The organism is Spirosoma aerolatum, assembly GCF_002056795.1.
Taxonomy (GTDB): domain Bacteria; phylum Bacteroidota; class Bacteroidia; order Cytophagales; family Spirosomataceae; genus Spirosoma; species Spirosoma aerolatum.
In genome coordinates, this window is sequence record NZ_CP020104.1 from 4,530,938 (window position 1) to 4,543,813 (window position 12,876).

The 12,876-nt window shown below is 47.2% G+C and carries 12 protein-coding genes; 7 read left to right on the forward strand and 5 right to left on the reverse strand.

Annotated elements, in window-relative coordinates:
- Positions 1-11: 11 nt before the first annotated feature.
- Complete coding sequence (locus B5M13_RS18540) at positions 12-3,872, reverse strand: sensor histidine kinase (RefSeq protein WP_080057081.1); 3,861 nt, start codon at positions 3,870-3,872, stop codon at positions 12-14.
- Between the two features lie 127 nt (positions 3,873-3,999).
- Positions 4,000-4,296 carry a HesB/IscA family protein gene (locus tag B5M13_RS18545; protein ID WP_080057082.1) on the reverse strand — a complete coding sequence of 99 codons (297 nt, stop codon included), beginning with the start codon at positions 4,294-4,296 and terminating at the stop codon, positions 4,000-4,002.
- A 137-nt stretch (positions 4,297-4,433) separates the two neighbouring features.
- Here B5M13_RS18545 and B5M13_RS18550 point away from each other — a divergent pair, with 137 nt between their 5' ends.
- A complete protein-coding gene (locus B5M13_RS18550; protein WP_020595458.1) occupies positions 4,434-4,958 on the forward strand; it encodes a DUF7935 family protein in 525 nt (174 codons plus the stop codon).
- A gap of 38 nt (positions 4,959-4,996) precedes the next feature.
- On the opposite strand, the gene B5M13_RS18555 is transcribed toward B5M13_RS18550, so the two are convergent.
- The 3 genes from B5M13_RS18555 to B5M13_RS18565 all read right to left on the reverse strand — a co-directional run bounded on the left by B5M13_RS18555 (position 4,997) and on the right by B5M13_RS18565 (position 7,120).
- Positions 4,997-5,839, reverse strand: coding sequence for a hydroxymethylglutaryl-CoA lyase (locus B5M13_RS18555; RefSeq protein WP_080057083.1), 843 nt, complete (start codon positions 5,837-5,839; stop codon positions 4,997-4,999).
- Entirely contained in the window at positions 5,836-6,186 is a 351-nt protein-coding gene (locus B5M13_RS18560) for a transmembrane 220 family protein (RefSeq protein WP_080057084.1), read from the reverse strand. The genes B5M13_RS18555 and B5M13_RS18560 overlap by 4 nt, the downstream gene beginning before the upstream one ends.
- A gap of 103 nt (positions 6,187-6,289) precedes the next feature.
- Positions 6,290-7,120, reverse strand: coding sequence for a tetratricopeptide repeat protein (locus tag B5M13_RS18565; RefSeq protein ID WP_245859384.1), 831 nt, complete (start codon positions 7,118-7,120; stop codon positions 6,290-6,292).
- 250 nt (positions 7,121-7,370) lie between these two features.
- Between B5M13_RS18565 and galK the strand changes: the two genes are divergently transcribed.
- The 6 genes from galK to B5M13_RS18595 all read left to right on the forward strand — a co-directional run bounded on the left by galK (position 7,371) and on the right by B5M13_RS18595 (position 12,846).
- Positions 7,371-8,528 (forward strand): galactokinase, encoded by a 1,158-nt coding sequence (galK, locus tag B5M13_RS18570; protein WP_080057085.1) that lies wholly within the window; start codon positions 7,371-7,373, stop codon positions 8,526-8,528.
- 74 nt (positions 8,529-8,602) lie between these two features.
- Positions 8,603-9,262 carry a fructose-6-phosphate aldolase gene (gene fsa, locus B5M13_RS18575; RefSeq protein WP_080057086.1) on the forward strand — a complete coding sequence of 220 codons (660 nt, stop codon included), beginning with the start codon at positions 8,603-8,605 and terminating at the stop codon, positions 9,260-9,262.
- A gap of 96 nt (positions 9,263-9,358) precedes the next feature.
- Positions 9,359-10,039 (forward strand): cell division ATP-binding protein FtsE, encoded by a 681-nt coding sequence (locus tag B5M13_RS18580; protein WP_080057087.1) that lies wholly within the window; start codon positions 9,359-9,361, stop codon positions 10,037-10,039.
- A 36-nt stretch (positions 10,040-10,075) separates the two neighbouring features.
- Positions 10,076-11,014 (forward strand): sugar phosphate isomerase/epimerase family protein, encoded by a 939-nt coding sequence (locus B5M13_RS18585; protein ID WP_080057088.1) that lies wholly within the window; start codon positions 10,076-10,078, stop codon positions 11,012-11,014.
- 93 nt (positions 11,015-11,107) lie between these two features.
- Positions 11,108-11,581, forward strand: a complete 474-nt coding sequence (locus B5M13_RS18590) for a Dps family protein (protein WP_020595466.1) — start codon at positions 11,108-11,110, stop codon at positions 11,579-11,581.
- Positions 11,582-11,664: 83 nt separating this feature from the next.
- A complete protein-coding gene (locus tag B5M13_RS18595) occupies positions 11,665-12,846 on the forward strand; it encodes an Nramp family divalent metal transporter (RefSeq protein ID WP_245859385.1) in 1,182 nt (393 codons plus the stop codon).
- Positions 12,847-12,876: the final 30 nt, after the last annotated feature.

The following is a 12,876-nucleotide window of genomic DNA, read 5'->3' on the forward strand; positions in this document are numbered from 1 at the left end:
TCATAATTGTTTCAATAATTCACATTGGCCCCAACACCGAGTCCTGGCGCGCCAGCCAGAGGCATCGAAACAAAAAATGAGGTTCCCACTCCTTCATCCGTCTCGAACCAAATGGAGCCACCAGCGTGTTCAACACCACGTTTGGCAATCCAAAGTCCAAGGCCTGATCCCCCTCCTTTGGTACTGAAATTGGGCAGAAAGACTTTATTTCGAATCGTTTCGGGTATGCCAACTCCATTATCATGCACTTCTATCAAGACCGAATCACTGCTGGTCGAAAGCTTGAGATCGATTACAGGCTTCCGGTCGGTCGGGACCGACTGAATGGCATTAATCAGCAGGTTGGTCATGATGCGCCCCATAAACTGCCGATCACCTACAACCATAATGGGGCCTTCTACACTTTCTCGTCGAAGTGTAATCCGTTTGTCATCAGCGTATAAATCTGCCGTTTTATTGAAGACGCCTGTTACTTCAAACTCTTCTTTTTTAGGCATTGGCATCTTGGCAAACTCTGTAAAGGAGTTGGCAATGTCACTGATGTTATCAATCTGATCCAGCAACGAATCGAACGTTCGAAGTATCACCTTACGCGAAGGATCTCCGTTCAGCCCTGCCGTGTCTTTTCCATTATTTGGGAATGTCCGCTGCAGATGCTGCAAGGTTAACTTCATGGGTGTCAGCGGATTCTTGATTTCATGAGCAATCTGTTTGGCCATTTCTCGCCAGGCCGATTGTTTCTCTGTTTGAGCCAAAGCCTGCTTACTTTCTTCCAGTTTCAACAGCATTCGGTTATATTCCCGAATCAGCAGGCCGATTTCGTCGTCCGATTGCCAGGGCAATGGATCATTCGGACGCTCCAGATTAGTTTTCCGAATTTTTTGCGTCAACAGCCGAAGCGGTTTGGTCAGCATATGCGACGCGAAATAGGATAAGATCAGAAAGAAGAGGAACAGAGCCGTGAAAATGCTCAATGATGTCGCAATAACCTCAATAATTTTCCGGTCAAGTTCGGGTTGGGCGTAGAAATACGGAATACTCAATACGCCCAGCAGGTGCCCATCGTACGACTTAATACTGGCATAGGCCGTCCGATAGTTCAGCGTTCCCAGCGATTCGTCGAGCAAAACCTGGTTCTCCTTATCCTCAATAATATGGTTATAGGCTTCCGGATTGATTCGTTTGGAGAGATACCCTCTTTCATAAATGATCGGGCGCGTCGAGGTGTATAGCTTCCCCTGAGCGTCGAACAAATTAATATCGATATTAGCATCTCGGGCAATCTTTCCTAACTCCTCTTCCATCGACGCCTTACTCCGCTTTTGCGCATACAGGTGTTCGTCGAGGTAAATCAGAAAGTTGGACGCAATATTCCGGGTATTGACAATATAGGTATCTTTCTGGTTATCAACGTAATTCGAACTTATGACGCCCAGAATAATGAGGATCACGAATATCAGCGGCAGAAAAAAGGCTAGATTCAACAGGATCTGAATCCGGGTTGAATAATTGATATTGAATTTGGAGAATCGATAATTGATCGCATAGAAGGCAATGACCAGAATGACCGTCAGCACCAGCAACAGATACAGAAATGAGAAATTGGAAAAGATATTCCGAAATGGGTACTCCGGCGACGATACCACTACAACACGCCCATTCTGGCCTCTTTGTGCAATGTGCTGATAATGATTACTCGAAATTCCGGTTGTAAACAAAGCCGGATTATTCAGCAGCGAAAGTTCAAGCTGCCGGTCATAGTTGTAATTTCCGGGAGAGCTGTACCAAAGCTTATACTTTACTGGCCCAGCCGATGCTTTACCCAGGTCGGGGCCTGTAAAAAAGGCATAGCTGTATTCCTGGGTATCCTGGTTTTGGGTAAACTTTGTATCGACCAGCAGCCCAGGATACACGCCTTTAGGCCGTTCTTTTCGAAGCCGCAGGTCAAGTACAACGTATCCTAAGGTGTCAGATGATGACGTTCCTGATTGGTTAACTGAATTCGCTGGTGACATCGACCGAAGAATCGGCACAAAGCACACGTATTGTTTTACAAACTGGTTATCTGCTTCACTGACAAAGTAAATACCTGCATACTCCGTTTTATAAGCCTCCTGACGATACCGGGCTGTCAGCGACGAAAGCGACACAGGATCAGGGCTAATATCGAGAGGCCGACCATTCGACCGAAACGAAAACACCTCAATATCGTACTTATCGAAATATTTGTCTAGATGTAAACTTTTCACCCGATGTTGGATGCGCTCACGAACCAGGAGCGTATCGGTTCGCAGCGCACGACCAATTTCCGCATCCTTCTGAATCGACTCCTGTGCTTTACTCATTAAGAATTCGCCAAATACGTCGTTTTCGGCCAGAAGCTGGGCAGCAAATTGCTGTTCATGACTTAGCTGTTTCCGAATCTCCTGATTATAAACGACGTACGATGTCATCACCGCGCAAATGAATGCCGCCAGAAACAGATAGATGGATGTTTTATAGCGAAATGTATAAAGCGTTTTGGGTAACTGACTTACATAGACAACCAGAAAATAAATACCATTCAGCAGAAATACGGGCTCCAGAGCACCACCTACCAATAACCAGATACCTGCGCTTAATACGGAACCAGCCATGATCAATGACAGGCCGATGCCAACATGATTAATGCGGTTATAGCGTAAAAACAGGCTGGCAAGCAAATGGGTAACCAGAAAATAAATACAGGATATGATGATGAAGACAACCAGGCAAGCAATCTTCAGAAATGAAAAATGGATATTAAGCGTAATATCAAGCGTAAACTGCGACTTTTCGTAGATATTGGTCAGCTCTATGTAGCATAGCGTAAATGCCACATAACTGAGCACAACACAGGCTACTGATACTACAAGTTTTAGCCACTGGGGCTGATTTAGCAGCCAGACATAGAACTGAGAACGGAAATAGTACCTCACCCAGTAAAAAGCCAGAATGGCCATTACGAGCGCATTAAGCAGCAAATCGCCCAAAGACGGAACCAATATCGAGGACGCGTAATATTTAGGGTTGAACAGGTCCGATTCGATGAACAAAAACGGAACCCCGAAGAAAAGCATAACGGCCCGCAGAAGTAGCAGATACGTTGCCAACGCCACAAATCCCCATTCATAACGTCGTTTTTTCCGGAGTCGGACCATAAGTTGTAACACATACAACCCCAGGAAAATAACTCCCAGTGTAGCCAGAATAACCGTGTTGACGGGTGTTGAATGGTTCCGATAGGCATCGACTTTAGGCGGTACTACCGAAAATAGAAAGGCTGACGTGTTGTCGTAGATAGCCTCGTATGTATTGAGTCGTTTGTCCGTAACGGCCTGTGGGTCAAGCGAAAATATATCTGGGTTGTACCCCGACTGTAAATAGGCATTATTGCTGTGATAATACCGATGGATAGTCACCAATGAATATACGTCCAGCACATTACCTCCAGTTGCAAGACGACGATGACTGACCACAAAACGGCCTTGCTCAAAGTCAATTAATTTCGGTATGGTTGTTACGACCGATAACTGGCCATAATCGGGCACAAACCGATAATCCGACCAATACTCTAATCGACCGTCGCGAAAGACAAAGAATGGGTAGTAAGAAGGTAGCTTAAAATAGTCGGTAAATGTGGGTTTAGGACTTCGAACCAGCAATGCCGACACACTATCCAGTTCGGATGTACTCACCTGCATCTCCTCCTTCACCCGCTGCTGCACCGCACTCAGGTATTGCTCATCGGTAGCCCCGGGTTCATTCTGCTCCAGAAAGAGGAAATACAGAACCGAACAGCCGATTGTTACTGCAGCCAGGAGCAGGAAAATATGTTTCTCTATACGCTTCACCAGGTGGGCAATCTTGTCTTTCCCGAAACCATCCCTAAAATCATGCCAAGATTTTAACCCAGGACTAATAGTCGATAGGACTAGTAATCATTCATATCAACAGCATACTGATTAGCCGCCCTATCGACTATTGATCATTGGACAGTTTTTCTACCGTATAGCCGCCTGTTTCATATCCGATTTCAGCACCAAATACATAAAGCAAATGCTTCCGGTCGATAATGACCTGTACCCCTTCTACGTTATACACTTCGTCGGAGGGGCCAGGCAAGTCAAATCCCAGTAACCATGATGACCCGCAACCTCCCCCGCGAATGCCTACGCGTAATCCGTACTCGCCAGGAATTTTATTAGCCTGAAGTGTGTCCAGTATCTGTTGGCGTGCTTCAGGTCGAACGCGAATGGGATTATCTAGTATGAGCATATATTCTGTTGGTTTACCGCTTCCAATATACGGACGTACTGAAGTTTGAACAGTAAACTGAAACCGGTAAACCTGGTAACGTTAAAAAACCCTTTTATCAAAATTACTATTTTTACGGAACAACGTTCCTTCTTTTTATGGATCTAGTGAGTGATTTCCTCAAACTGATTGTACCTGCGGGCTTAGTGCTTTATGGAATGTATCTGACCGTTAAACTATTACTCGAACGCGAGGCCGACCGGCATCGTTATGATGTGCAGGCACGATATACGGAGACAGTTGTACCGATCCGCTTACAGGCTTACGAACGAATGGTACTTTTTCTGGAACGTATCAGCCCCAATAATTTATTGTTACGACTTGGCAATAGTTCGACTACCGTCATCGAGTTCCAGCAGCGGCTTCTTCAGGAAATCCGGGATGAGTATAACCACAACCTGTCACAGCAGGTATACATGAGTCAGAAGGTCTGGGATCAGATTCAGGCGGCTATGAACGAAGTGGTTACCCTGATCAACCAGGCCTCGGGCGATACGCGACCTGATGCACCCGCCCTCGAACTCTCAAAGCGCATTTTTGAACGGATTATTCAAAAAGACCGCCAACCAACGGCCGATGCCCTCCGTGCCGTGAAAGAAGAAATTCAAGCCATGTTTATGTAACGCGGTGATGCGCCATTCCGCCATTATGTCGTCGTCAATCAAAACACGGCCGACGATACCATAAGGGCTTTTTGCAGAGCTGACTGATTGATGGCTAAGGCAATCTCTTCATCCAACAGGGTTTGGATGATTTCTTCAGTTGGTAGATTCCCGGTTAACGCATCGGCGGCCATTGGGCATCCGCCAAAGCCGCGTAACGCACCGTCGATACGGTTAACCCCAGCCCGAACGGCCGCTCGTACTTTTACCCGAGCCTCACCCGGACGTGCATGCAGGTGAGCCCCAAATTCAACTGATGGAAATGTTTGAATCAACAGTTGAAAAAGTGTTTCGATCGCTTCGGGTGTCGAAGAGCCAATGGTATCGGATGGAGCAATAATACCTATTCTCAGTTGCAGAAGTTTTTCCGTAAAGTCACTGACGATAGCTGAACTATATGGATCGCCATAGGGATTACCGAATCCCATCGATAAGTAAACCACCAATTGCTTACCCGACTCTACACAAAGCTGCTGCATATCGGCCACTTCAATAAACGCCTGAGCAATTGTCCTGTTGGTATTGCGCTGCTGAAAAGTCTCCGAAACGGATAAGGGGAAGCCAATGTATTGAATTTGCGGATAAGCGACCGCCTGTTCGGCACCTCGTCGATTGGCCACAATGGCCAGTAGTTTGGTTCGCGTAACGGTTAGGTCAAGACCCGCCAATACCTCGGCAGTATCCCGCATCTGAGGGATCACCTTAGGCGATACGAAACTCCCAAAATCCAATGTATCGAACCCAACCTGTAAGAGTGTATTGAGGTACTGAATTTTGAGGTCAGTCGGAACAAAATGGTCCAGCCCCTGCATCGCATCGCGAGGACACTCGATTAGTTTCATCGACGTACAGTTTGGCGCGTCAAAAAGGCGAACATGAGCATCACCATTCCGCAGATCGCTAGCCCCCCGGCTTCGCGGGCCATTTCGATATTCAGACTACGCATACCTACTTCACTGAACAGAAACCCTTCAAATTTCGGAGGCCACTGATACACTGCTGACGCAAAAAACAGGACGGCCAGTACAACAAAAAACCACCAACGCCCCAGATTGGCGTAGGCCATAAAACAGGCTGCAGCTGCCACGCCATAAATAGGAATCCAAACTTCAGGGTCGGGATCGTTGTATTGGAATGCTGCAAATAGAATAAACAACAGTCCGAAAATGATCGCCAGTGTTTTACGCATAGTTTACTGGAGTTAAATGGAGTTAGAACGATACATACGATGGCAGGAATAAGTTTCACGAGTGCCGTTCCTACTGCTCTACCCCAGTTGATTAAAATCACCCTTAGTTACAATATTCCGCCACGGCGTTGGCAGCGTCGACATAACCCAGCGTCTGTGCCTGTTTCAGACTCAGGCAGGCCGACTCACGGTCGTTTTGCAAAACCTGGGCAATACCCAGCCCATAAAACGCTTTCCCAAATTTAGGGTCTGCCTTAACGGCCTGCTGAAAATCGGCAATGGCCCCCGCCAGATCTTTCTGCTGGAATCGCAGGTTTCCCCGGTTATAAAAGGCCAGCGCATTTTGCGAATCTAACGCGATTGCCTGTGAGAAATCCGTCATAGCTGGTTGAATCTGCCCCTGCGTTGCAAACAACTGCCCCCGATTCAGAAAGAGTTCGGCGCTAATTTGTTTGCTCGTATCGGGTGCCAGCCGAATCGCGTCCGAATAATCTTTCAACGCACCTGTCAGATCATTTTGAGCCACCTTAAGCAATCCACGGTTATAATAGGGCCGATAGAAGTTTGGCTGAAGTTTAATAGCCTGGTCATAATCGAGGGTAGCATTGGCATATTCCTTTAGTTCAAAATAAGCCACTCCTCTCGAATTAAACGCTTCCACATTTCCGGCATCGGCATTGATCGCCTGATTTAAGGCCTGAACAGCCTCCCGAAATTTTCCTTCTTTTAAATACCCCCTCCCCTGTTCCAGGTAGTTGTCTGATGAGTTGCAGGCAAAGCATGCAATTAAAAGAGCGAAAGAGTGAATGAGTGAATGAGCGAATAGCTGACGCGTTCCTGCTCGCTTTTTCACCTCCGGGCGGCCCCATCTTTCGCTCTTTCGCACTTTCACTCTTTCACCGCCGGGCGGCCCCGTCTTTCGCTCTTTATACATCACGTTCAAAATTGATTTTTTACAAAGGTATGCCCGAAAATTTGTCGTTGACGAATAGTTGTATAACTTTGCATCGGCAAATCGGTGCTACCAGCTCCTGCTGAATCCCCCAGGTCTTGACCGAAGCAAGGGTAGGTGGTTGTAGCGGTGAGACATTGGTTTGCCATTTTTTATTTCCGCCTATTGCGGTTATGTCGTTTAGGGGTCATGCATTTAGCACTATCAGGCCGCTAAATTCCGAAAACCCAACATGCATCTACTGAACCAGCTTACTACCTCGTTTCAGCAACATTTCCAGGCCGACCCGCTGTTAATCTGCTCTCCCGGCCGTGTCAACCTCATTGGTGAACATACCGATTACAACGAAGGGTTTGTGCTTCCGGCCGCTATCGACAAAGCCATATACCTAGCTGTTGGCCCTCGTACTGATCACGAATTACACTTTGTAGCCCACGATCTGAATAAAACATATCAGGGGTTACTGTCTCATCTGGAACCAACACATACATGGGCAGATTACCTCCTTGGCGTGGTTGCCCAGATGCGCCTGGCAGGTTACGAATTCACCGGCTTTAACTGTATTTTCAGTGGTACGATTCCAATGGGCGCAGGCCTTTCATCGTCGGCAGCGCTGGAAAATGGAGTAGGCTTCGCCCTGAACGAACTGTTTGGGTTAGGTCTTGATCGGATCGATTTAGTTAAATTGTCTCAACGGGCTGAAAATGAGTTTGTGGGTGCCAAAGTGGGGATCATGGATATGTTTGCCAGCATGATGGGCAAGGCTGACCATGTTATCAAACTCGATTGCCGCTCCCTCAACTATACCTACGCTCCTCTACAGATGGAGGGCATCCGTATTGTTCTGTGCGATTCTCAGGTCAAACATTCGCTGGTTACTTCTGAATACAACACCCGCCGGGCCGAATGTGAAGCGGGCGTTCGTTTCCTTCAGACCTTCTACCCTGACATCAAAAGCCTGCGCGATGTGTCGATGACTATGCTCGATCAGCATCTACGGGATACCGAGCCGTTGATTTATCGGCGTTGTGCCTACGTTGTTCAGGAAAATGCCCGCTTACTGGCTGGCGTTGAAGCCCTGGAAGCAAACGATATAGCCGCTTTTGGTCAGTTGATGTATGGCTCGCATGAGGGTCTGAGCAAGAACTACGAAGTTAGCTGCCCTGAACTAGATATTCTGGTCGACATTGCTCGAACTCATCCGGGTGTATTTGGGGCTCGAATGATGGGAGGAGGCTTTGGTGGGTGCACCATCAATCTGGTACGCGAAGAGGCCCTTGACTCATTTACCGAATTGATTACCAAACAATACAAAGCCCAAACCGCTAAAGATACGTACCTTCACGTCTGTAAAATCCAGAACGGAACAGGTATCATCAAAAACCAATAGGTTAGTAAGTAAATAAGCCAAAACCAGCCTTATACACGTACTGACCGCAGATCAATTAATAACTCTATTTTACCATGAAATTTTTCATTGACACGGCCAATCTGGCCGACATTCGCGAAGCCCAGCAAATGGGGATTCTTGACGGGGTGACAACTAATCCTTCACTGATGGCTAAAGAAGGCATTACAGGAAAAGACAACGTAATGCGCCATTACAAAGAAATCTGCGACATCGTTCAGAACGACGTTAGTGCAGAGGTTATCTCGGTCACCTACGACGAAATGATCAAAGAAGGCGAAGAGTTGGCTGAGATCGATGAGAACATCGTAGTAAAAGTGCCGATGAGCGCCGATAGCATCAAAGCCATTAAATATTTCTCGGAAAAAGGCATCCGTACCAACTGTACGCTGGTGTTCTCGGCAGGTCAGGCACTGCTGGCAGCCAAAGCTGGTGCTACGTATGTATCACCGTTCGTAGGCCGGTTAGATGATGTTTCGACCGATGGCATCGAGCTGATTCAGCAAATCGTAAATATCTATACCAACTACGGCTATACAACCGAAGTACTGGCTGCGTCGGTACGTCACCCAATGCACGTTATCCAATGCGCTGAAATCGGCGCAGACGTAATGACGGCTCCGTTGAGTGTTATGAAAATGTTGCTCAACCACCCATTAACTGACATTGGCCTGGCTAAATTCCTGGCCGATCACGCAAAAGCTGAGAAAAAGTAATTTTTTAGGGTATTCGGTTTATAGATTACGGTGGCTGGTGCGTTTTAGGTTGCGTTAGCCACCGTAATCTATAAACCGTAAACCAAAAACTGATTTATGTTTTCCTCTGAACCCGTTCTTACCCTCGACCACGCCGATATTTATCAGGGCAAGAAGTTAATCCTGGGCGATGTATCGTTCCGAATAGATAAGGGCGATTTTGTTTATTTGATTGGCCGTACGGGAAGTGGAAAAACATCCTTACTAAAAACTTTATACGCCGATCTGTGGCTGCAGAATGGTACAGGCACAGTGGCCGGCTTTTCGCTCGACTCGCTAAAGCCCCGCGACATTCCGATGCTGCGCCGGAAAATTGGCATTGTCTTTCAGGACTTTCAGCTGTTTTTCGACCGTTCAGTAGAAGACAATCTTAAGTTTGTTCTGAAAGCAACGGGCTGGAACAATAAGACTGACATGAACAACCGCATTGCCGACGTGCTGATGCAGGTAGGCCTGGGAACTGCTCAGAAAAAAATGCCGCACCAACTCTCGGGTGGCGAACAACAACGGGTTGTTATCGCCCGCGCTATGCTCAATGAACCGCTGATCCTTATTGCCGATGAGCCAACCGGGAACCTCGACCCATCGGTGTCGGACCAGATCATGAAAGTATTTCAGGCTATCAACAATGCCGGTACGGCTGTACTGATGGCTACGCATAACTATGACCTGTTGAACAAATACCCAGCTCGCGTACTGCGTTGTCAGGAAGGGCAGGTTATTGAGTTGGCAGGTTAACCGTTTGCTCATTTTTTTAGACCAGCCTTTCCTCCTATGCCCTTTGGTCGTCGTCCCTTCCTTCGTTCATTAGTAGCTGGTACGGGAGCTTCTCTACTTACTTCGAATCAGGCTGCTCAGGCTTATTTGCCTACCAAAACCGCATCTGTTTCCTGTAATTCATACGCCTGGCTGACTTTCTATAACCGCCAGGGTAAAACCTGGATGGCCGACCCGGATGCTTCTCTTCAGGAGTTTGTTCAGGCAGGGCTAACGGCTTATGAACCTGCGGTCAACACCGCCGATGATGTAGTCAAACTGATTCCATTACTGGCGAAGCACAAACTGACAATGCCATCATTGTATGTGAACAGTACACTCCACCGGACCGATGAAGCGCAGAAATCGATTGAGTCTGTTTTAAACATTGCCGAAGCAGCCCGGCAGGCTGGTACTACCATTTTTGTAACCAACCCTAGTCCGATCCAATGGGGTAGTGAAAAAGATAAAACCGATGCGGATTTGACGGAGCAGGCCAAAAACCTTGACCGATTAGGTGCTGAATTACGCAAGCGAGGTATCACCCTGGCCTATCATACCCATGCCCCTGAACACCGCCAGGCCGCCCGTGAGTTTCATCACATGCTGCTGGCCACAGACCCCAAAAACGTGTCGCTCTGTCTGGATGCCCACTGGGTGTATCGCGGTTCCGGGAATTCGCAGGTAGCTCTGTTCGACGTAGTTAAATTGTACGGTAAGCGCATCATAGAGATTCACATCCGGCAATCGCGGGAGGGCATCTGGCAGGAAACATTTGGCGACGGCGACATCAATTACCGTCGCCTGACTAGCGACCTGAAAGCGCTGAATGTTCGCCCTCTGTTGGTGCTGGAGCAATGTCTTGAGAAAGGTTCGCCCAACACCATGGGCCCTGTCGAAGCGCACAAGCAGGATTTAATCTACGCCAAAGAGGTATTTTCGGGATTGATCGGATAATGAAACAAAGAGATTAATTGACGGTTATTTATGCTGATAGCTACCGAACAGCTACCACATAACTACCAACATAATTAAACTCACGTTAGCATTATGCAACCCAATATTGGTCTCGAAGAAGATGTACTGAAACAGGACAATACCCTGCTCAACGACTTTCTGTCGGATTTGCACGTCCTGTATATCAAAACCCGAAAATATCACTGGAACGTGGCTGGACCGAATTTCATGGAGTACCATAAATTCTTTGAAAGTCAGTATAAAGCCATCGAAGCCGAAATCGATGAAGTTGCTGAGCGTATTCGCCAATTAGGTGGTAAGCCGCTGGCCACTATGGCTGAATTCCTCCATAATACCAGTCTGAAAGAGGACACAGGTACGCCGAAAAGTACGGCCGACATGTTCAAAAACCTGCTCTCCGACCACGAGCAGATCATTCGTGAACTTCGCGACGACGTTGATAAATGCGCCGATGAACTCAATGATGCCGGTACTGCCGATTTCCTGACGAAGTCCATGGAAGATCACGAAGCAATGGCCTGGATGCTACGAAAATATCTTTCGTAGTGAATAATTGATAATGTACAATGTATAATTGGGGAGTTCTTCACTTTTCATTATACATTGTACATTATCAATTATTTTCACCTGTGCCCAAATCGCTTTCCCTTCGCTCTGGTCTTGGTAGTATTTTATTCTGGTCGGTTATTTCGGCCGCATTTATTGGCCCCGGTACCGTCACTACCTGTGCAATGGCAGGTTCCCGATTCGGTTTAGACCTGCTTTGGGCACTTACATTTTCCACGATTGGCACCATTCTTTTACAGGAAGCTGCCGCCCGAATTACGATCGCATCTGGCTTGAGCCTGGGTGAGTTGATTACTCAGCTTTATGGTGCTAAGATCCGCTGGCTTATGTCATTGCTGTTTGGTGCTGTAGCACTGGGTTGTGCGGCTTACCAGGCAGGAAATATATTAGGTGCCGTTTCGGGCTTAGCCCTCCTGACGGGCAGTTCTACCCAATTCATGACCGTACTGGTGGGGTTGGTTTGTATTCTTTTACTAGGGCGTGGCTCTATCCGACTTATCGCTAACGTGCTCGGTTTGATTGTTTTTGCCATGGGGGCAGCCTTTGTCTATGTAGCTTTAAATTCTGATTCCCCTGCAGAAACGGTTGCCAAAGCCTTAGTGATCCCCAGCTTACCCTCCGAATCTTTGGTTCTGGTTATTGGTCTGATCGGTACAACTATAGTGCCTTACAATTTATTTCTTGGGTCTGGGCTGGGGCAGCATCAATCACTCGCAGAAATGCGATTGGGTATTAGTTTAGCTGTACTGATTGGAGGAATAATTTCAATGTCCATTTTGATTGCCGGGACGTTGGTAACCGGTGATTTTTCGTTTCAGATAGTTGCTCAGGAGCTTAGCAAACGATTAGGAAATTGGGCTGGCATCTTATTTGCTTTCGGGCTTTTTGCGGCAGGCTTCACCTCATGTCTTACGGCTCCCTTAGCGGCTGCAGTTACCGCAAAAAGCCTTCTTGGCTGGTCAGAATCGTCGTTAGCGTATAGGTGTGTTTGGCTCATCGTAATGGTAATTGGGATAACGTTTGGCTTATTAGGGGTTAAACCAGTCCCTATCATTATTCTGGCACAGGTTGCTAATGGTCTGTTGCTGCCCATTGTAACCACGTTTTTATTGCTGGCCGTTAATAATAAAACTATACTTTCGGTAAACTACCGGAATACCTGGTGGCAAAACATAGCAATGGTCATCGTTGTTGTTGTAACGGCTTTCCTGGGTATCCGTAACCTTTGGCTGGCCTTTCAATAGATTTAAACCAAAATGAGCAGGGGCATGCGA

Excerpts from the sequence above, each read along its gene's own strand:
- B5M13_RS18545 (WP_080057082.1), bottom strand. The coding sequence starts at position 4,296 with ATGCTCATACTAGATAATCCCATTCGCGTTCGACCTGAAGCACGCCAA.
- B5M13_RS18550 (WP_020595458.1), top strand. The coding sequence starts at position 4,434 with ATGGATCTAGTGAGTGATTTCCTCAAACTGATTGTACCTGCGGGCTTA.
- B5M13_RS18555 (WP_080057083.1), bottom strand. The coding sequence starts at position 5,839 with ATGAAACTAATCGAGTGTCCTCGCGATGCGATGCAGGGGCTGGACCAT.
- B5M13_RS18560 (WP_080057084.1), bottom strand. The coding sequence starts at position 6,186 with ATGCGTAAAACACTGGCGATCATTTTCGGACTGTTGTTTATTCTATTT.
- B5M13_RS18565 (WP_245859384.1), bottom strand. The coding sequence starts at position 7,120 with ATGTATAAAGAGCGAAAGACGGGGCCGCCCGGCGGTGAAAGAGTGAAA.
- galK (WP_080057085.1), top strand. The coding sequence starts at position 7,371 with ATGCATCTACTGAACCAGCTTACTACCTCGTTTCAGCAACATTTCCAG.
- fsa (WP_080057086.1), top strand. The coding sequence starts at position 8,603 with ATGAAATTTTTCATTGACACGGCCAATCTGGCCGACATTCGCGAAGCC.
- B5M13_RS18580 (WP_080057087.1), top strand. The coding sequence starts at position 9,359 with ATGTTTTCCTCTGAACCCGTTCTTACCCTCGACCACGCCGATATTTAT.
- B5M13_RS18585 (WP_080057088.1), top strand. The coding sequence starts at position 10,076 with ATGCCCTTTGGTCGTCGTCCCTTCCTTCGTTCATTAGTAGCTGGTACG.
- B5M13_RS18590 (WP_020595466.1), top strand. The coding sequence starts at position 11,108 with ATGCAACCCAATATTGGTCTCGAAGAAGATGTACTGAAACAGGACAAT.